At 73.9% G+C, this 19597-nt stretch carries 16 protein-coding genes and 2 pseudogenes; 16 read left to right on the forward strand and 2 right to left on the reverse strand.

Annotated elements, in window-relative coordinates; translation table 11 throughout:
* Positions 1-132 precede the first annotated feature (132 nt).
* A complete protein-coding gene (locus KGS77_RS21605; RefSeq protein ID WP_242584355.1) occupies positions 133-606 on the forward strand; it encodes a DUF1707 domain-containing protein in 474 nt (157 codons plus the stop codon).
* A 172-nt stretch (positions 607-778) separates the two neighbouring features.
* Positions 779-1333: pseudogene (locus KGS77_RS21610) on the forward strand (hypothetical protein); the annotation flags it as partial.
* 216 nt (positions 1334-1549) lie between these two features.
* On the opposite strand, the gene KGS77_RS21615 reads toward KGS77_RS21610, so the two are convergent.
* The gene (locus tag KGS77_RS21615; RefSeq protein WP_242584357.1) at positions 1550-3046 is read right to left on the reverse strand and encodes a diaminopimelate decarboxylase; all 1497 of its coding nucleotides are present in this window, start codon (positions 3044-3046) and stop codon (positions 1550-1552) included.
* Between the two features lie 261 nt (positions 3047-3307).
* On the opposite strand from KGS77_RS21615, the gene KGS77_RS21620 reads away from it, so the two are divergent.
* The 6 genes from KGS77_RS21620 to KGS77_RS21645 are packed head-to-tail and all read left to right on the forward strand — an operon-like array spanning position 3308 to position 8841.
* A complete protein-coding gene (locus tag KGS77_RS21620; RefSeq protein WP_242584359.1) occupies positions 3308-4735 on the forward strand; it encodes an FAD-dependent oxidoreductase in 1428 nt (475 codons plus the stop codon).
* A complete protein-coding gene (locus tag KGS77_RS21625; protein ID WP_242584361.1) occupies positions 4723-4998 on the forward strand; it encodes a (2Fe-2S)-binding protein in 276 nt (91 codons plus the stop codon). Before KGS77_RS21620 ends, KGS77_RS21625 begins: the two co-directional genes overlap by 13 nt.
* Positions 4991-5596: an FAD-dependent oxidoreductase gene (locus tag KGS77_RS21630; RefSeq protein ID WP_277994249.1), complete on the forward strand. Its 606-nt coding sequence runs from the start codon at positions 4991-4993 to the stop codon at positions 5594-5596. Before KGS77_RS21625 ends, KGS77_RS21630 begins: the two co-directional genes overlap by 8 nt.
* Positions 5560-6726 carry an NAD(P)/FAD-dependent oxidoreductase gene (locus KGS77_RS21635; protein WP_242587607.1) on the forward strand — a complete coding sequence of 389 codons (1167 nt, stop codon included), beginning with the start codon at positions 5560-5562 and terminating at the stop codon, positions 6724-6726. Before KGS77_RS21630 ends, KGS77_RS21635 begins: the two co-directional genes overlap by 37 nt.
* A complete protein-coding gene (locus KGS77_RS21640; protein WP_242584363.1) occupies positions 6716-7747 on the forward strand; it encodes a dihydrodipicolinate synthase family protein in 1032 nt (343 codons plus the stop codon). The genes KGS77_RS21635 and KGS77_RS21640 overlap by 11 nt, the downstream gene beginning before the upstream one ends.
* On the forward strand, positions 7747-8841 hold the full coding sequence (locus KGS77_RS21645; RefSeq protein WP_277994250.1) for a proline racemase family protein: 1095 nt from the start codon (positions 7747-7749) through the stop codon (positions 8839-8841). Before KGS77_RS21640 ends, KGS77_RS21645 begins: the two co-directional genes overlap by 1 nt.
* 152 nt (positions 8842-8993) lie before the next feature.
* Here KGS77_RS21645 and KGS77_RS21650 read toward each other — a convergent pair whose 3' ends face one another.
* Positions 8994-10004: a helix-turn-helix transcriptional regulator gene (locus KGS77_RS21650; RefSeq protein ID WP_242584365.1), complete on the reverse strand. Its 1011-nt coding sequence runs from the start codon at positions 10002-10004 to the stop codon at positions 8994-8996.
* A 423-nt stretch (positions 10005-10427) separates the two neighbouring features.
* Here KGS77_RS21650 and KGS77_RS21655 point away from each other — a divergent pair, with 423 nt between their 5' ends.
* From KGS77_RS21655 to KGS77_RS21690, 8 genes and pseudogenes are all read left to right on the forward strand, one after another.
* Positions 10428-10703, forward strand: a complete 276-nt coding sequence (locus KGS77_RS21655; protein ID WP_242584367.1) for a hypothetical protein — start codon at positions 10428-10430, stop codon at positions 10701-10703.
* Between the two features lie 35 nt (positions 10704-10738).
* Positions 10739-11056 (forward strand): helix-turn-helix transcriptional regulator, encoded by a 318-nt coding sequence (locus KGS77_RS21660; protein WP_242584379.1) that lies wholly within the window; start codon positions 10739-10741, stop codon positions 11054-11056.
* 355 nt (positions 11057-11411) lie between these two features.
* Positions 11412-12827 carry a cytochrome P450 gene (locus tag KGS77_RS21665; protein ID WP_242584381.1) on the forward strand — a complete coding sequence of 472 codons (1416 nt, stop codon included), beginning with the start codon at positions 11412-11414 and terminating at the stop codon, positions 12825-12827.
* A complete protein-coding gene (locus KGS77_RS21670) occupies positions 12824-13657 on the forward strand; it encodes a class I SAM-dependent methyltransferase (protein ID WP_242584383.1) in 834 nt (277 codons plus the stop codon). The genes KGS77_RS21665 and KGS77_RS21670 overlap by 4 nt, the downstream gene beginning before the upstream one ends.
* Complete coding sequence (locus tag KGS77_RS21675; RefSeq protein WP_242584385.1) at positions 13654-15078, forward strand: MFS transporter; 1425 nt, start codon at positions 13654-13656, stop codon at positions 15076-15078. Before KGS77_RS21670 ends, KGS77_RS21675 begins: the two co-directional genes overlap by 4 nt.
* 63 nt (positions 15079-15141) lie before the next feature.
* Positions 15142-16797: pseudogene (hutU, locus tag KGS77_RS21680) on the forward strand (urocanate hydratase); the annotation flags it as partial.
* A gap of 152 nt (positions 16798-16949) precedes the next feature.
* Positions 16950-18218, forward strand: coding sequence for an allantoate amidohydrolase (locus tag KGS77_RS21685; RefSeq protein WP_242587609.1), 1269 nt, complete (start codon positions 16950-16952; stop codon positions 18216-18218).
* Positions 18209-19594 (forward strand): formimidoylglutamate deiminase, encoded by a 1386-nt coding sequence (locus tag KGS77_RS21690; RefSeq protein ID WP_242584387.1) that lies wholly within the window; start codon positions 18209-18211, stop codon positions 19592-19594. The genes KGS77_RS21685 and KGS77_RS21690 overlap by 10 nt, the downstream gene beginning before the upstream one ends.
* Positions 19595-19597 lie beyond the last annotated feature (3 nt).

Genomic DNA, 19597 nt, shown 5'->3' on the forward strand with positions numbered 1-19597 from the left:
CCGTCCAGCTTGCCCCGGCTTCCGCCGAAGATCGCCCGGCCCGCCCACGGCTCTTTAGGATACAGTCGTATTCTGAAGATACGGCCCGGGGTGTACCGCCCGGGGATCCAGTACCGAAGGGGGACTCCATCCATGGACGACCGGAGTGGCCGCAGTGAGCAAAGTGACCGGCGCGAACCTGCCATCCGCGTCTCGGACCAGGACCGCGAGGGCGCGCTCGCGGTGCTCTCCGCCGCGCTCTCCGAGGGCCGGCTCGACGTCAAGGAACACGCGGCCCGCTCGCAACTGGCCCTGGAGGCCCGTACGAGCGAGGAACTCACCGAACTGACCGCCGACCTGCCCGCCCCGCCGCTGACCCGCGAGGAGCGCGACCGCGCGGACCTGCGGGAATGGCTGGCCGAGTGGCGTTACTGGCTCGGCGGCGGCGTGATCCTTTCGGCGATCTGGGGTGTGCAGTGTCTGAAGGACCATGAACTGCGCTTCTACTGGCCGCTGGCGCCGCTGGGGATCTGGGCGGCCGTACTGGTGGCGATCGCGCTCTGGCCGCGGGGGAAGGGTGATCAGGAGAAGGGCGGTCAGGGGAAGGGCGGTCACGGGAAGAAGTGAGTTCTCGCCTCGTGCGTAGTCCTTGCCTGCTGCTTGCGCGGTCGTAGGGGACTCTTCGCTCACCGGGGGACTCGTCGCGTACCGGGGACTCGTCGCGTACTCAGGAAATCCTCAGACGTACTGGCTACCATCCGCCGCCGTAGGAACGGATCCGGGCAGGAGGAGGTCGGTCGTGGGGCGCGGAGCGATGGCGCTGGCGCGGGTGGCGGTGGTGGTACGGGCCCCCGCCGGATGGCTGTGGTGGCCGGGGCTGCTGGCCGCGGGGACGGGTGCACTGGTGCCGGGGCTGACCGGCCGGCGGATCGGGTTGTTCGCCGGAGCGGCGCTTTTCGTGCTCGGTGCGTTCGTGGTCTTCGCGGTACGGCGCAAGCGGTACATGACGCTGGCGGGCGCGGGGTCGCGGGCCGGCAGGTCGGTGATCCTCCAGGACCGGGCGGTCACGCTGCGGCTCTGGCGACGGGCCCACCGCTGGTGGCTGCTGGTCGCGTTCCTGGCCGCGGTCGCCTCATCCTTCGCGCTGCCCGCCGCCGGCGGCCTGCTGATGGCCGGCTGCGCGGTCGGCCTGTGGGCCAAGGCGCTGTGGCTGGGGCGCTGGGAGCGGGCGCACGACGCGCTCTTGTGGGTACGTCCGGAGTCGGCCGTACGGGGCGGCGCGGCGGGCAAGGACGTGCGCGGATATCTGACGACCGGTGTGGCGGCGGGGGACGCGGGGCCGGGCGGCGGGAAGGCGCCGGTCCGGCGAGAGGCCGGCAAGGCGGCGGGGCGGGCAGGCCGGCAGGCCGGTGGGCAGGCTGGTCGGCAGGCCGGTGGGCCGGTGGGCGGTCGACCGCCGGGGCCGCTGACGCCGTGCGGACGGCCGGGTAGCCGGGCCGCTGACCTGCCGGGCCGGCGGCCCGCTGGACCGGAAGCGGTGCCGAGCGGTGCCCAGCGCAGCCGAGCGGAGTCAGAGCCCGGAGAGGCTGTCGCGGTGGGCGGCGCCGCTTTCGGTGGTCAGCTCCTCCAGGGTCTGCGGGGAGCGTACGGTCGCGAAGCGCACGGTGCCGTCCTCCGCCGTCGTATAGCCGTAAACGCCGGGCCGGGGCAGGGAGTTGTAGGCGAAGTGGGTGGAGAAGTAGTAGGCGCCGGTGTCCAGCAGGGCGACGTGGTCGCCTGACGCCAGGAGCGGCAGCGGGCGGTCCTCGGCGACCAGGTCGCCGGCGAAGCAGCAGGGCCCGGCGACGTCCTGCGGCACCGGCGCGCCGGTCTTGGGGCGGCCCCGCCCGTCGTACGCCGCGACCCGGATCGGCCAGGCGGCCGGGGCGAAGACCGTACGGGTGGCGACCTGGGCGCCCGCGTGGGTCACGGCGATCGGCCGGCCGCCGGCGGACTTGGCGTACTCGACGCGGGCCAGGACCGTGCCGTGCTTGGCGAGCAGGGACCTGCCGAACTCGGTGACCAGGCCGTAGCGGCCGGAGAAGAGCCCGGGGACGGCGGAGTGCAGCAGGGCCGCGTACGCGTCGTAGTCGGGCGCCGTGGTGTCGGAGGCGAAGTTCACGGGGAGGCCGCCGCCGATGTCCAGGGTGGTGATCTGTGCCCGGCCGGCCTTCTCGTTGACCTCCTCGGCGAGGTCGAACAGCGCCTGTACGCCTTCGGCCATGAGCGCGGGAGCCATGCCCTGGGAGCCGACGTGGGCGTGCAGCCGGGTCAGCCACGGACGGTCCAGGCAGGCCCGTACGACCTGGTCGCGGGCGCCCGGGTCGCGCAGCGCGAAGCCGAACTTGGAGGTGGTGGTGGCGGTGCTCATCGCACCGATGCGACCGCCGCCGATCTGCGGGTTGACGCGGAGGCCGAGGGGGGAGGTGGTGGGTGCGGGGTCGCCGGTGCCGCTGGTGCCGCCGGTTCTGCCGGTTCTGCCGGGGCCGTCGGCTCCGCCGGTACGTCCCGTCCGCCGGATGTACGCGTCGATTCTCTCCAGTTCCTCCGGATTGTCGGCGTTGACGGCGATGCCCAGGTCCAGTGCCTCGCGCAGTTCGGCCGGGGTCTTGGCCGGGGAGTCCAGGACGGTCCGGGACGCGGGGACCCCGGCGGCGCGGGCCAGCGCCAGTTCGCCGGGGCTGGCGACCTCGCAGCCCAGCCCTTCGTCGGCGAGCAGCCGCAGGACGGGGACGAGCGAGGCGGCCTTGACGGCGAAGGCGTGCAGGACCGGGGTGCCCGGCGGCATGAACCGGTTGAAGGCGGCGTGGAGTTCGGCGGCGGACCGGCGGATTCCTGTGACGTCCAGGAGACCGGCCACCGGCTGGTCGGGGCCGACGAGCCCGCGCTCGACGGCGGCCCGTACGGCACGGTGGCGGTCCGCTCCGGAGGTGGAGGAGGTGTCGGAGGAGGCGGAGCAGGTGTCCGAGAAAGCGTCGGGGGAGGTGTCGGAGGGGACAGAGGGGGGCCGGTCGGGCGTGGCGCTCATGGGACCACTTCACCATTCACCGGGTCCGGCTGCCAGGGAAACCGCGGACCCCGGCTGCCGCCGCTCGGACGGGGCCGAGCCTCTTACGGTTTGCGGCGCATCCGGCCCCCGACACCGATCGTTCGCTACCGATTTTCCGCTACTGATCGTTCGCTGTCCGTCGCCGATCAGTTGTGCCGAGGTGTTGACCACGCGGTGGCGGCGGCAATAGCGTCACGGCGCTCCGGTGCAAAGATCCCTCGCGGAACGGCGGTGCGGTGCATGCGAGTCACGCGCGTCCAGACCGGTCAACCTGTGGTCGGCCACCCCGACGTGATCGTCGTCGGAAGCGGGATCATCGGCGCCGCCTGCGCCGAATCCCTCACCCGGCGCGGCATACGGGTCACCGTCCTGGACCGCGGGCCGCTCGCCTCCGGCACGACCGCGAGCGGCGAAGGCAATCTCCTGGTCTCCGACAAGCCGCCGGGGCCCGAACTCGCGCTCACACAGGCTTCGTTGGAGCGCTGGCCGCGGCTTCTGGCGGAACTGGGCGGCGGCGGTGCGTACGGCGATGCGCGCGACGGTGCGTACGGCGCTGCTTTCGATGGTGCGCACGGTGGCGCGTACGGCGGTGCTCGCGGTGGTGCGTACGGCTGCGAGTACGAGGCCAAGGGCGGCCTCGTCGTCGCCCTCGAAGACGCGGGCGCCCAGCGGTTACGCGCCTTCGCCGCGGCCCAGCGCGGCGCCGGCGTCCAGGTCCACGACATCTCGCCGGACGAGGTGTCCACGTACGAACCGCATCTGACGCCCGGCGTCCGCGCCGCCGCCTACTACCCCCAAGACGCCCAGCTCCAGCCGGTGCTGGCCGCCACCACCCTGCTCGCCGCCGTCCGTGCCCGCGGTGCCGAGGTCCGTACGGGCGTCACCGCGCTCGGTGTGGAGCAGGCGGCGGACGGACGGGTCACGGCCGTACGGACCTGTGCCGGTCCGCTGCCGTGCGGCGCGGTCGTCAACGCCTGCGGACCCTGGGCGGGCCGGTTCGCCGAGGCGGCCGGCGCCCCGCTGCCCGTACTGCCGCGCCGGGGCATGGTCCTGGTCACCACCGCGCTGCCGCCGGGCACGGTCCGGCACAAGGTGTACGACGCCGGGTACGTGGGCGCGGTCGGCAGCGGCGAGGCGGACCTGCGGACCTCGGCGGTGGTCGAGTCGACGCACGGCGGAACCGTGCTGATCGGCTCCAGCCGGCAGCGCGTCGGCTTCGACGCGACCGTGCGGGTCGCGGTCCTGCGGGAGCTGGCGCGCAACGCGATGGCGCTGTTCCCGGCGCTGGGACGGGTGCCGGTGATACGGGCCTACGGCGGCTTCCGCCCGTACACCCCCGACCATCTGCCGGTCATCGGTGAGGACCCGCGGCGGCCCGGTCTGTGGCACGCGACCGGGCACGAGGGGGCGGGGATCGGCCTGGCGGCGGCCACCGGCGAACTCCTGGCCGGGCTGTACGCGGGCGAGCCGCCGCTCGTGGACCCCGCGCCGTTCCGCGTGGACCGGCCGGGGCTGGGACTGGGGGCGGACCCTGAGCGGATCCGGACGTCGGGGTCGGGGTCAGGGCCGGGGTCGGATTCAGGGTCGGGGCCAGGTTCAGGGGCGGGCCCGGGTCCGGGGTCAGGGTCGGGGGCGGAAGGATCGGAGGGGCTGTCGTGTTCCGTGTGACGGTGGACGGTGAGCGGCGGCCGGCCCGGCCGGGCCAGACGGTGGCCGCGGTCCTGCTGGCCGCGGGCCGGGTGTCCTGGCGTACGACCCGGGGCGGGCGCCCGCGCGGCGTCTTCTGCGGGATCGGCGTCTGCCACGACTGCCTGGTCGTCGTCAACGGGCTGCCGGACGTACGGGCCTGCCGCCGCGAGGTCGAGGACGGCGATGACATCCGTACGCAGAACGGGGCGGAACTGCCCTCGGCGGAGGCGGACCGTGGCTGACGGGGAGGGAACGGCGGCCGGACCGGGTGCCGGGGCGGAGGCGGGATCGGGCGCCGGGCGGAACACCGGGCGGAAGGCCGGGCGGAACGCCGGGCCGAACGCCGGACGGCAGGCCGGGCCGGTAGTGGTGATCGGGGCCGGGCCCGCCGGCACCCAGGCCGCGCTCGCCGCCGCCGACGCGGGCGTCCGCGTCATCCTTGTGGACGACGGCCCCCGGACCGGCGGCCAGTACCACCGACGCGCCCCGGACGCGCCGGTACCCGCCTGGGAGCGGGAGATCGACGCCCATCCGCGCATCGAACGGCTCTCCCGTACGGCGGTCTGGGCCCTGGAACCCCTGCCACACGCCCCGCACGCTCCGGATGACCCCTGCGCCCCGCACGTCCCGGACGCCCCACACGCCCCGCAGGACCCGGCCACCCCCGCGCCCCGCGAGCCGAAGGCGCTCCCTCCGCGTGGGCCGTCCACCTCCAGCAGGGCCCCGCCGACGCCGCCGGCGGGCCGCCCCGTACCGTCCGTGCGTCCGCCCTGGTCCTGTGCACCGGCGCGTACGACCGGGCACTGCCGTTCCCCGGCTGGGACCTGCCGGGCGTGGTGACGGCCGGCGCGGCCCAGGCGCTCGCCAAGGGGCAGCGGACGGCGATCGGCCGCCGCGTGGTCCTCTCCGGCACCGGCCCGTTCCTGCTGCCCGTCGCCTCCTCGCTGCTGGCGGCCGGTGCCCGGGTACTGGCCGTGTACGAGGCGGGCTCCCCCGCCGCCTGGCTGCGCTCCCCGCTCGCCGCTCTCCGGGACGGCCGTGGAAAACTCCCCGAACTCGCCGGGTACGCGGCCGAACTGGCCCGCCACCGCGTTCCCTACCGCCCCCGCCACGCGGTCGTCGCGGCTCACGGAGGGGAGCGCGTCGAGTCGGTGAGCGTCGCCCGTCTCACCCCCAACTGGCGGATACGGCCCGGCAGTGAGCGGCGGGTGACGGGCGTGGACGCGGTGTGCGTCGGGTACGGGTTCACGCCGCAGCTCGAACTCGCCCTCGCCGCGGGGTGCGCGCTGCGTGCGAACGCATGGGTGGCCGTCGACGCCTGGCAGGCCACCAGCGTCCCCGGCGTGTACGCGGCGGGCGAGCCGACCGGCATCGGCGGCGCGGAACTGGCCGCCGCCGAGGGCGAGGTGGCCGGTATCGCGGCGGCGGCCCACCTCGGCGCGCGGCCGGACCTGCCCCGCGCGGATGCCGCCCGCCGCCGCGTCCTGGCGGGCCGCCGCTTCGCCCGGCTGCTGGCCGCCGCCCATCCCGTACGGCCGGGCTGGCGGTCCTGGCTCCGGCCGGACACCTTGATCTGCCGCTGCGAGGAAGTGACGTACGGGGAACTGCGCGCCGGTGCCCGGGAACACGGTGCGGACGGTATGCGTGCCCTCAAGCTGACCACTCGTGTGGGGCTGGGCCCGTGCCAGGGCCGGATCTGTGCCCGTAACGCGGCCGAGCTCCTGACCGGCCTTCCTGCCGGCCCCGCGACCGGTCTCCCGGCCGGCCTTGCTACCGGTCTCCCCGGTCTCCCGGCGGGTCTCCCCGATCCGCACACCGCCGACCGCCGTCCGCTGGCCCAGCCGGTCCGCCTCGCGGACCTCGCCGCGGTACCGGCCGAGCCCCTGCCGGATCACTCGGAACCGCAATCCGACCGCATCACTCAGGAACCCGATCACCCCGCTTCCGAGAGGACGCCATATGACGAATGATGTGACGCCCCCGACCGAGCCCCCGACCAAGTCCTCGACCAAGCCGTCGGCCAAGCCCTCGCCCCAGGCCCAGGCACCGGCCGAGTCCCCGGCCCGCGCCTCCTCCGCCGCGCTCACCGGTGTCATCGTCGCCACCACCCTCCCGTACGCCGAGGACGCCACCGCGCCCGCCGGGCTGCGGCCCGACCTGGACCGGTACGCCGAGCACTGCCGCCGGCTCGTCGACAACGGGTGTCACGGTGTGGGCCCCAACGGCTCACTGGGGGAGTACTCCTCGCTCACCGACGAGGAGCGGCGCGCGGTCGCCCGTACGGCCGTGGCGGCCGTCGGCCGGGACGCGACGGTGGTCGTCGGCGTGCACGGCGTCGGCGCCCACCAGGCCCGGCACTGGGCGGAACTGGCCGCCGAGGACGGCGCCGACGGCGTACTGTGCCTGCCGCCGACCCTCTACCGCGCCAACACCTCCGAGGTGGTGGAGCACTTCACGCAGGTCGCGGCCGTCGGCCTGCCCGTCATGGTCTACAACAACCCTCTGGACACCAGGGTCGACCTCACCCCCGAGATGCTGCGCGAGATCGCCGCGATCGACAACGTCGTCGCGGTCAAGGAGTTCTCCGGCGACATCCGGCGCATCCTCCACATCAAGGAGCACGCGCCCGGGCTGGAGGTCGTGGCCGGCGCCGACGACCTGGTGCTGGAGGCGCTGCTGATGGGGGCCACCGGCTGGTTCGCCGGCTTCCCCAACGTCTTCCCCGCCGAGTGCGTACGCCTGTACGACCTCGCCCGCGCCGGCCGTCTGGCCGAGGCCAGGGCCCTGTACGAGCCGCTGGTCGCCGCCTTCCGCTGGGACTCGCGCACCGAGTTCGTCCAGGCGATCAAGCACTCCATGGACCTCGTCGGCTGCTACGGAGGCCCCTGCCGGCCGCCGCGCGGACCGCTGGACGCGGCCCTCCTCAAGCAGTTGGACGCCGACATGCAGCGCGCCGTCCAGGCCGTCCAGGCCCTGGAAGCGGCCGACTGATGGCGGCGGAGCGGTCCCGGCCGACCCACACCTCCCGCCCGCCCCGGGCCCCACGGTGGGCGGCCGGGGCCCGCCGCTTCAGCGTGGTCGACTCGCACACCGAGGGCATGCCCACGCGGGTCGTCACGGACGGCTTCGGGGTGATCCCCGGCGCCACCATGGCCGCCCGCCGCCGGCACTTCGTCGAACACCTCGACCACCTGCGCCGGCTGCTGATGAACGAGCCGCACGGGCACCCGGCGATGAGCGGCGCGATCCTCCAGCCGCCCACCCGCCCGGACGCCGACTGGGGCGTGGTCTACATCGAGGTCTCCGGCTGCCTGCCCATGTGCGGGCACGGGACGATCGGGGTGGCGACCGTCCTGGTGGAGACCGGGCTGGTGACGGTCACCGAGCCCGTCACCACCGTCAGCCTGGACACCCCGGCGGGGCTGGTCCGGGCCGAGGTCGCCGTCCGCGACGGCCGCGCCGAACACGTCACCATCCACAACGTCGCCTCCTACGCCCACGAACTCGACGCGACCGTCGAGGTGCCGGCCCTGGAACGGGACCTCGGCCTGGACACCGCCGAGATCCGCTACGACATGGCCTACGGCGGCAACTTCTACGCCATCACCCCGCTCGCCGCCCTGGGCATCCCCTTCACCACCGCCCGCAAGGACGACATCCTGGCCGCCGGGCTGGCCGTCATGGACGCCATCAACAAACACAACCGTCCCGTCCACCCCACCGATCCCACGATCTCCGGCTGCCGCCACGTCCAGTTCACCGCCCCGGGCACCCCCGGGCCGGGCGGCAGCGACGCCCGCAACGCCATGGCCATCCACCCCGGCTGGTTCGACCGCTCACCATGCGGCACGGGCACCAGCGCACGCATGGCCCAGCTCCATGCCCGTGGGGAACTCCCCCTCCACCAGGACTTCGTGAACGAGTCCTTCATCGGCACCCGCTTCACCGGGCGCCTGGTCGGCACCGACCGGGTCGGCGACCGTCCGGCCGTCACGCCCACGGTCACCGGCCGCGCCTGGATCACCGGCATGGGCGACCACTACCTGGACCCGACCGACCCCTTCCCCGAGGGCTTCGTCCTCTGATTCGTCTGATTCGTCCGCTGTTTCGTCCGCTGATTCCGATGACGTCACGCCGGTGACCGCCGGCCGGGGCACGGCGCGCGGAGCCAGGCGGCCCGGCGCACGGCGTACGGCGTACGGCACACAGACCCAGGCGTACGACGCTCACGCCGGTCTCAAAGCCACCCTTCCCGGGCGGCCTTGAGGCCGGCTTCGAAGCGGCTGCGGGCGCCCAGGCGCTCCATGATGGCCGCCATCATGCGGCGGGCCGTACGGGGCGAGATGTGCAGCCTGGTCGCGGCGGCCTCGTCCGTGTATCCCTGGCCGATCAGGTGGAGCAGGTCGCGTTCGGTGTCGCTCAGGCCCGGGCGGGGTGCGGGCGCGTCGGCGCCCAGTGAGGTGGCGTGTTCCCAGACCTGGAGGAACAGCGCGGTCAGGGACGCGATGACGCCGGGGCAGGTCACGTACAGGACGCCCTTGCGCGTGTCGGCGGGGTCCAGGGGGACGAGCGCGGCGCGGCGGTCGGCGACGATCATGCGCGGGGGCAGCGCGGCCACCGTACGGAATGCGGCGCCGCGGCCGGTGAGCCAGCGTGCATGGGCCAGGGTCGGCGGGTCCTGCCGGAGGCTGTCCAGGCCGACGGTGCGCATGCTGACGCCCCGGGCGAGCACCCGGGCGTCGTTGCGGCGGGCGGCGTCCAGCGCGGCGGCGGACTGGGCGCCGCCGGGCATGAAGGTGAGGATCTCCTCGGCGGCCTCCTCGGCGAGCTGCTCCAGCCGCTGCTGTACGGCGTCCATGCCCAGGAGCTGTTCGGTGCCGCCCGGGGCAGCGCCGCCGGCGGGGAGGGCGGCGCCGTGGTCCCAGGCGTGCGCGGCGGCCTGGGCGATCATGCGGGCGATGGCCGCGTGCCGGTCCGCCGCCTGCCGCTGCCGGCGCAGGAGTTCCTCATGCTGCCGGTCCAGCAGGGCGCGCAGTGCGGTGCCGGCGTCCACGGCGCGTAACCGGCCGGGTGCATCGAACGACTCGCGGATCAGCCGCAGTTCGAACAGGGCGTCCAGGGCGGCTCGTACCTCGTCCTCGGTGAAGGCGAGATGGGCGGCCAGCTCGGCGACGCCCCAGGTGTCGTGCTTCAGCATCGCCTGGTACACCGACTCGTGTATCGACTTCAGTCCCAACGCTACGAGCACGCGTCCACTCCTGCCGTCTGCGGTGACGTACGTTTCTGCTGGGGCGGGGGAGTGCTACTGCCCCAAGGTGCGCGCATTGTCCACCGGTGCGCATCAACAACGGATCAACGGCCGTACGGGTGGGTGCGTACGGGTACGGGAGCGGGCCGCGCCCTCGGGGCCGTTGAGGCTGGTGGTGTGCCTGTGGCTCCCGGCAAGAGGTGCGGCGAGGTCTGGCACAAAACGGCCTGGCAGGTTCCGCCGTGGCCAAGACCCTTTTCCGCCCGTGGGCATCGGGCGAAAGTACTGCTCACCGGGCGGCCGGTACGTCCCGTACGTACCCGCCACAGACCTCGCACATCAGACAGGGGTGTTCCCATGGCTCTTTTGATTCTGCGCGCCACCGGCAGCCTGATCTGGGACTGAGCGCGCACGGCAACCGGTATGCGCCTGACCCTGATCACCCTGACCGGAACCGGTCATCCGCCGCCGCACGGGCTCCAGGCCCCGCTGCTGGTGGACCTGTTGTGGGCCGCGGCGACCCCGGCCGACCGGGTCGAGCACGTCAGCGCGCGGGCCGGCCCCGGACACATCGACCTGGGCGTCTACACCCGTGCCCCGTACGGGGAATCCGCCCGCGCCGCCGTGGCGGTCGTCCGCCGGGCCTTGGCGCTGAATTCCTCCCTCCGCGGCTGGGCCCTGACCCGGGTCCGGGAATAGCGGTCACGCTTTCACCAGAAAGGCGGGACGACGTCGTGACGGAAAACAGAGACGGTTTGGATGACGACATGGACAACGGTGTGGACAGTCGCATGGGCGGCGACAGTTTTCAGGACGTGCTTTCCATGCTCTCCGAGCGCGAGCGCGAGGTGCTGGCCCATCTCGCGGCGGGCTGCACGTACGGCACGATCGCCCGCCGCATGGGCCTGAGTTCGCACACCGTGGACACCTATATCCGGCGTATCCGCGGCAAGACCGGGGTGGCCAACCGCGTAGAGCTCACGCTGCTCGCCCTTGCCGCGGGCAGCCACGGAAAGGGCGGGAAGGTTCCCTCCGGTACCGCGAAACCGTGACTGTCGGCCGGTTCGCCGGCCCGGCAGAGTAATCCCCGTAAGCAGCGGCCGGGCCACAAAGGCCGGACCGCGGCGGACAAAGGAAAACCGCGGACGTCTCAACCGGAGACTCCCGGAGGACACGGAAAGAGGGATTGACATGGCGAAGGCCATCACTCGCGCGCTCGGCATGAAGTCGAAGGTCGGCGGCCGTTACATCCACTTCGACGCCTTCCCGAAGGCGACCATGGGCGGCCGTTACATCCACGTCGGCTGAACAGGCCGGTGACCGTGGGCCGGAGCGGCCTCTGCTCCCGGACGCCGCTCCGGCCCGCCGGGTGAAAAGAAAAGAAGGGGACAGCGGACGGACATGGCCATGGCTGCGGAAGAACTGGCGGCACCGGGCGGCCGGGAAATCCTGGGACCGCGCGGCAGGCCCCTGCTGGGAAACGTACGGGACTACGAGAAGGACCGCGTCGGCTTTCTGCGGGCGAACCACGCGCGGTACGGCGATTTCTTCCGCTTCGACGACACGTCGGTCGTCGTGGCCGATCCCGACGCCATTCGTGACGTCCATGTCCGCACCAACACCGATTTCCTCTCCGAGGACGCGATCCTTTCCGGCGGCCCCGCGCCGACGGGTGAGACCAGCCCGTGGATGCGGGCCCGCCGCCCCGCCTGGAAAGCCCTGAAGCCGAAGGCGTGTCTGCCTTACGGCGGGCAGATCACCGACCGGTTCGCGGTGGCCCTGGAGGCGACCGCCGGGCGGCCCTTCGACCCCGTAAGGGTGTTCACGGACTACACCGGCGCCGTACTGACCCGTATCTGTCTCGGGCGGGAGAGCCCGCGGGTGGTGGCCGCGGTGGAGCGGCGGTTCGACGCCTTCATGGTGCTGATGAACCGTTCCTGGCAGCGCCCGCGCTGGGCACCGGACCCGGCCATGCGCCGGGCCGCCCGCGCCGACCAGGAGCTGAACACGGCCCTGATCGAACAGCTCCTCGCCATCCGGAAGGACCTGGACCGGGGCACGGGAGCCGAGGAACAGGGCACGGGGGCCGAGGAACAGGGCACGGGGGCCGAGGGCCGGGGCGCGGATCTGGCCTCCATGCTCCTGGGGGCCGCGGCCGGCCAGGACCTGACCTTCGAGACCGTCACGGGATTCGTCAAAGGCACGCTGCTGGCGGCCCACGGCGTCCCCGCCGTCACCCTGGCCTGGATCGCCCACACCCTCGCCGGCGATCCGGCGCTGGCCGCCCGCGTCGCCGAAGAGGCAACGCCCCACAAGGACGGCCTGGCGGACGCGTACGCACAGGGCCGGCTGCCCTTCACCGAGTCGCTCGTCAAAGAAGTGCTGCGGCTGTACCCGCCCACCTGGCTCATGGGCCGCCGGGCCTTTCGCGACACCACGCTCGCCGGGCACCGGCTGCGGGCCGGGGAGACGGTGCTGTTCAGCCCGTACCTGGTGCAGCGCGACCCCCGGTGGTGGGGCGGTACGGCGTGGCGGCTGGACCCGGAGCGCTGGCTCGCCGACGGCACCACCGGCGGCGCCCGGCACAAGCACGCCTACATCCCCTTCAGTGCCGGGAGTCGGGTGTGCATCGGCAGCGCGCTGGGCACCACGCTGCTGGTGCTGTGCACCGCCCGGCTCGCCGCGCACCACGCCGTCCACACCGTGGCACGGGACGGCCGCAGCCGCCCGGTCCCGCACTTCGGGACCATGCTCACGCCGCGCGGCCCGCTCCTGCGCTGCGCCACGCCGCGGACCGACCGTACGGGAAGAGAGCCGCGATGATCGCCAACGAAGAGACGTACGGGCCGCGTTGGGCCTCCGTGTACGACACGGTCGTGCCCGAGGGGCCCGCCGCCGGGCAGGCCGCCGACGTCCTGACCGCGCTCGCCCGCCAGGCTTTCGCCCGCCGCTGCGAAGGCGCGCCGGCCGGTGACTGCGATGTCCCCCGTGCGCTGGAGCTGGGCGTGGGAACCGGCCGGGTCGCCGTCCCGCTGGCCGAGCGCGGCATCCGCGTCCACGGGATCGACCTGGAGCCCGCGATGCTGGAGGTGCTGCACGGCAAGATCCGTGCCCGCGGCCTGGACGGGCGGCTCAGCACGGCCGTCGGTGACATGACCGTACGGGAGGACCTGCTCGCCCCGGACGGGAGCGGCGCCTACGACCTGGTCTACTGCGTGCTCAACACCCTCGGCTCGCTCGCCGACGGCAGCGCGCAGCGGGCCGCGCTGGCCGCCGCGGCCGGGGTGCTCGCCGAGGGCGGCCGGCTGGTCGTGGAGGCACCCGTACCGGTGCTGGACTCCTTCACCCGCTCCGGCACCCGCGTCTCGCACCTGGGGCGGCGCGGTGACGGCGTCTGGATGGAGACCGCCCGGCTGGACCCCGTGGACCAGGTCGTCTCCCTGGAGTCGATCGTGCTGTCGGAGGAGGAGGGCGTACGGATCCAGCCGGTGCACTACCGCTACACCTGGCCCTCCGAGCTGGACCTGATGGCGGAACTCGGCGGGCTGCGGCGCGTTGCCCGGCACGGCGGCTGGGCCGGCGAGGAGTTCACGGCGCGCCCGGGCATGTACGTCGTCCAGTACGCCCGGGCCGGCGCCGACCTGCGCCGATGACCTCGGTCCGGCGGCTCCGCAAGGCCGCGCGCCGTGCCCCCTGGGCCGACCGCAACTACCTTCTGCTGACCGCCGCCGCCACCATCACCGGCCTGGGGAGCGCGGGCGCGCTGATCGCCGCCGCGTTCGCCGTGCTGCGCAGCGGCGGCGGCGCCACGCAGATCGGGCTGGTCGCCGCCGCCCGTACCGTCCCGCTGGTGCTGTTCCTGCTGGTGGGCGGGGCGGTCGCGGACCGGCTGCCGCGCCATCGCGTCATGGTCGCCGCCAATGTCCTCAACTGCCTTTCCCAGGCGGCGTTCGCGGCGCTGGTCCTCGTGGGGGAGCCCCGGCTGTGGCAGATGGTGCTGCTGGCGGCGCTCGGCGGGACGGGGCAGGCGTTCTTCGCGCCCGCCTCCGAGGGGATGCTGCTCGCCGGGGTGTCGGGCCCGCAGGCGGGGCGGGCCTTCGCGGTCTTCCGGACGGGGGTCAACGGCGCGGCGATCGGCGGCGCGGCACTGGGCGGTGCGCTGGTGGCGGCCGTGGGGCCGGGCTGGGTGCTGGCGGCCGACGCCGCCGCCTTCGCCCTGGCCGCCGCGCTGCGCGCCTTCTTGGACGTCGGGCCGGCGGTGCGCCGGGAGCGCGGCGGCGGGCTGCTGCGCGAGGTGCGTGAGGGGTGGCGGGAGGTCACCGGACGGCTGTGGCTGTGGTCGGTGGTCGCGCAGTTCGCGGTCGTCAACGCGGTGCTGACGGCCGCGCAGTCCGTGTACGGGCCGCTGGTCGCCCGGGAACGGCTGGGCGGCGCGGGGCCGTGGGGGCTGGCGCTGGCGGCGTTCGGTGCGGGCACGGTGCTCGGCGCGCTGGTCATGACGCGCTGGAAGCCGCGCCGGATGCTGCTCGCCGGGGTCTGCGCGGTCTTCCCGCTCGCGCTGAGCCCGGCGGCGCTGGCGGTCGGGCTGTCCGCGCCGGGACTGAGTGGGGTGATGCTGCTGTGCGGGATATGTGTGGAGGTGTTCGCGGTGTCCTGGATGACGGCGCTCCACCAGGAGGTTCCCGAGGACCGGCTCTCGCGTGTCTCGTCCTACGACTGGCTGGGCTCGGTGGGCATGGTCCCGCTCGCCACGGCTCTGGCCGGTCCCGTGCAGCAGGCGGTCGGGCGGACGGCCGCGCTGTGGGGCTGCGCGGCGCTCATCGTGCTGCTGACGGCGGTGGTGCTGTGCGTACCGGACGTACGGCATCTGTCCCGCCGCCGTACGCCGTCGCCGGAGTCCGACCGTACGTCGCCGGAGCCCGGCCGTACGTCAGCAAGGTCCGGCCGTACGCCGCCGGACGCCCCGCCGCCGTCCCGGTCCGTTCCTGAAGAAACCCCTGGCGAGGCCCATGACGGGGCGCCTTCCCGTACCCCGGCGGGCCCGCCCGCGACCCGCGCCGTACCTGTTGACTAGCCGTATTCACCGACGCCAGTATGTGAATAGCTCGATCCATACGACGTCAGGGAGGCACGGCCCATGTCAGGACCGCGACCCGTGCGGGCACCGCGCGGTACGCAACTGAGCGCCCGGGGATGGCAGCAGGAAGCAGCCCTGCGCATGCTGCAGAACAACCTGGACCCCGAGGTCGCCGAGCACCCCGACCAGCTCGTCGTCTACGGCGGCACGGGCAAGGCGGCCCGCGACTGGCGCTCGTTCGACGCGATGGTGCGCACCCTGACGACGCTCAAGCAGGACGAGACGATGCTCGTCCAGTCCGGCCGCCCGGTCGGCGTGATGCAGACCCACGAATGGGCGCCGCGCGTCCTGATCGCCAACTCCAACCTGGTCGGCGACTGGGCCAACTGGGAGGAGTTCCGGCGGCTGGAGGCCCTGGGACTGACCATGTACGGGCAGATGACGGCCGGTTCGTGGATCTACATCGGCACCCAGGGCATCCTCCAGGGCACGTACGAGACCTTCGCCGCCGTCGCCGCCAAGAAGTTCGGCGGCTCGCTCGCCGGGACGATCACCCTGACGGCCGGACTCGGCGGCATGGGCGGCGCCCAGCCGCTCGCGGTCACCATGAACGACGGCGTGGCGATCTGTGTCGACTGCGACCCGCGCGCGATCGAGCGGCGCATCGAGCACCGGTACCTGGACGTCCGCGCGGACAGCGTCAAGCACGCCCTCCAGCTTGCCGTCGAGGCTCGTGACCAGCGCAAACCCCTGTCCATCGGCCTGCTGGGCAATGCCGCCGAGGTGCTGCCGCAGCTCCTGGCCGAGGGCGCGCCGATCGACATCGTGACCGACCAGACCTCCGCCCACGACCCGCTGGCGTATCTGCCGGTGGGTATCGACTTCGCCGAGATGGCCTCGTACGCCGCCGAGAAGCCCGCCGACTTCACCCAGCGGGCGCGCGAGTCGATGGCCCGGCACGTCGAGGCCATGGTCGGCTTCATGGACGCCGGTGCCGAGGTCTTCGACTACGGCAACTCCATCCGCGGTGAGGCGAAACTCGCCGGGTACCAGCGGGCCTTCGACTTCCCCGGGTTCGTCCCGGCCTACATCCGGCCGCTGTTCGCCGAGGGCAAGGGCCCCTTCCGGTGGGCGGCGCTCTCCGGCGACCCGAAGGACATCGCCGCGACCGACAAGGCGATCCTCGGCCTCTTCCCGGAGAACGAGTCGCTGGCGCGCTGGATCAAGATGGCCGGTGAGCGGGTCCACTTCCAGGGCCTGCCGGCCCGCATCTGCTGGCTCGGCTACGGCGAGCGCGACAAGGCGGGTGAGCGCTTCAACGAGATGGTCGCCGACGGCACCCTGCGCGCCCCGCTCGCCATCGGCCGCGACCACCTCGACTGCGGCTCGGTGGCCTCGCCGTACCGGGAGACCGAGGCCATGCGCGACGGCTCGGACGCCATCGCCGACTGGCCGCTGCTCAACGCGATGGTCAACGTCGCCTCCGGCGCGTCGTGGGTCTCCATCCACCACGGCGGCGGGGTCGGCATGGGCCGGTCCCTGCACGCGGGCCAGGTCACGGTCGCCGACGGCACGCCGCTGGCGGGCGAGAAGATCCGCCGGGTACTGACCAACGACCCGGGCATGGGCGTCATCCGCCATGTCGACGCGGGGTACGAGCGCGCCGAGGAGGTCGCGGCCGAGCGTGGCGTCCGCATCCCGATGCGCGAGGGCGACGCCGAGGGCGCGGGCACGGGCACGGGCACCCGTACGGAGGCGGCAACCGGTACGGAGGCGGCAACCGGTACGGAGGCGGCAACCGGTACGGGCACGGAAACCGGTGCCGGCGCGGCCGGGAGCGGGCGCGCGTGAGCTCCTCGTTCCACGAGATGTGGCGGGACCTGCGGCCCCTGGGCCGCGCCGCCGACACCGGCGGCTACCGCCGTTTCGCCTGGACCGGCGCGGACGCCGACTGCCGCGCCTGGTTCCGGGACCAGGCGCGCTCCCGGGGCCTTGAGTACGAGCTGGACCGCAACGGCAACCAGTGGGCCTGGCTCGGCGACCCGGCGGCCGGTGACGCGGTCGTCACCGGCTCGCACCTGGACTCCGTACCGGACGGCGGCGCCTTCGACGGCCCGCTCGGCGTCGTCTCCTCGTTCGCCGCCCTGGACGAACTGCGCGAGCGCGGCCGGGAGTTGAGCCGCCCGCTGGCCGTCGTCAACTTCGGTGACGAGGAGGGCGCCCGCTTCGGGCTGGCCTGCGTGGGCTCCCGGCTGACCGCCGGCCAGCTCAGCCCCGAGAAGGCGCGTGAACTGCGGGACGCCGACGGTGTGACGCTGCCGCAGGCCATGGAACGCGCCGGGTACGACCCCGCGGCCATCGGCCCCGACCCCGAACGCCTGGCCCGGATCGGCGCGTTCATCGAACTCCACGTCGAACAGGGCCGGGCGCTGGACCTCTCCGGCGACCCGGTCGGTATCGCCTCCGCCATCTGGCCGCACGGCCGCTGGCGGTTCGACTTCCACGGCGAGGCCAACCACGCGGGCACCACCCGCCTGGCGGACCGCCGCGACCCGATGCTCACCTACGCCACCACCGTCCTGGCCGCCCGCAAGCGCGCCGAACTGGCCGGGGCCCTGGCGACCTTCGGCAAGGTGGCCGTCGAGCCGAACGGCGTCAACGCCATCCCGTCGCTGGTCCGCGGCTGGCTGGACTCCCGCGCGGCGGACCAGGGGACCCTGGACACCGTCGTCGCCGCGATCGAACAGGCGGCCGTGGAGTGCGGCGAGCGGGACGGCGTCGAGGTGCGCGTCACCCGCGAGTCCTTCACGCCTGTCGTGGAGTTCCGGCACGCCCTGCGGGACGAACTGGCGCGCATCCTCGGCGGTACGGCGGACCGGCCGGGACCCGGCCGTACGGGCGCACCGGAATCCGGCCGTACGGCTGCACCGGAATCCGGCCGTACGGGCGTACCCGTGCTCGGCACCGGCGCCGGACATGACGCGGGTATTTTGTCCGCGAGTGTCCCCACCGCCATGCTGTTCGTACGCAACCCCACCGGCGTCTCGCACTCCCCGGCCGAATCCGCGGCCGAGGACGACTGCGTCGCCGGGGTGACCGCACTCGCCGACGTACTGGAGGGCCTGGCGTGCAGGTGACGCCGCGCGACACACCGACCGGACCCGGGACGGAACCGAAGACGTACTGGCTGGAGCACGCCTGGCTCGGCGCGCACGTCGAGCCGGATGTCGCGGTGGACACCGACCTGTCCACCGGCCGCGTCACCGCCGTACGGCTCCAGGTCCCCGCCCCGCCGCCCGGCGCCACCGCCTTGCGCGGCCTGACGATCCCGGGCCTGGCCAACGCCCACTCGCACGCCTTCCACCGCGCCCTGCGCGGCACCGTCCAGGTCGGCTCCGGCACTTTCTGGACCTGGCGCGAGGTGATGTACCAGGTCGCCTCCCGGCTCACCCCGCAGACGTACTACGACCTCGCGCGGGCGGTGTACGCGGAGATGGCGCTGGCCGGCATCACCTGCGTGGGGGAGTTCCACTACCTCCACCACGCGCCGGGCGGCACCCGCTACGCCGACCCCAACGCGATGGGCGAGGCCCTGATCGCGGCGGCCACCGACGCGGGCATCCGCATCACCCTCCTGGACACCGCCTATCTCTCCGCCGGCTTCGGCGCCGCCCCCAGCCACCACCAGCTCCGCTTCTCCGACGGCACCGCCGACGCCTGGGCGGAGCGGGTCACGGCCCTGAAGACGGACGACGTCCACGCCCGCGTCGGCGCGGCCGTCCACTCCGTACGCGCCGTCCCCGCCGGCCAGATGGGCACCGTCGCCGACTGGGCCCGGGAGCGCCGCGCCCCCCTGCACGTCCACCTCTCCGAACAGACCGCGGAGAACGACGCCTGCCGGGAAGCCCACGGCCGCACCCCTGCCCAGCTCCTGGCCGACCACGGCGTCCTGGGCCGCCGTACCGTCGCCGTCCACGCCACCCACCTGACCGCCGAGGACATACGGCTGCTGGGCTCCCACTCCACCGGCGTGTGTATGTGCCCCACCACCGAACGGGACCTCGCCGACGGCATCGGGCCCGCCACCCGCCTCCAGGCCGCCGGCAGCCGGCTCTCGCTCGGCAGCGACAGCCATGCCGTCATCGACCTCCTCGAAGAGGCCCGCGCCATGGAACTCAACGAGCGCCTCAGCAGCCGCACCCGGGGCCACTGGACGGCGGCGGCGCTGCTGCGCGCCGCGACCGCCGACGGCCACGCGGCCCTGGGCTGGGACGAGGCGGGCACCATCGAGCCGGGCGCGCTCGCCGACTTCACCACCCTCGCGCTGGACTCGGTCCGCACGGCGGGCCCACCGCCCAGGCTGGGCGCCGAGACGGCCGTATTCGCCGCCTCCAACGCGGATGTCCGCCACACCGTCGTCGGCGGCCGACACGTCGTACGGGACGCAACGCACACCCTCCTCCCCGACGTACCCGCCGCCCTCGCCCGGTCCATCGCGGCCGTACGCGGCTGAACC

Source organism: Streptomyces sp. MST-110588, assembly GCF_022695595.1.
Classification (GTDB): domain Bacteria; phylum Actinomycetota; class Actinomycetes; order Streptomycetales; family Streptomycetaceae; genus Streptomyces.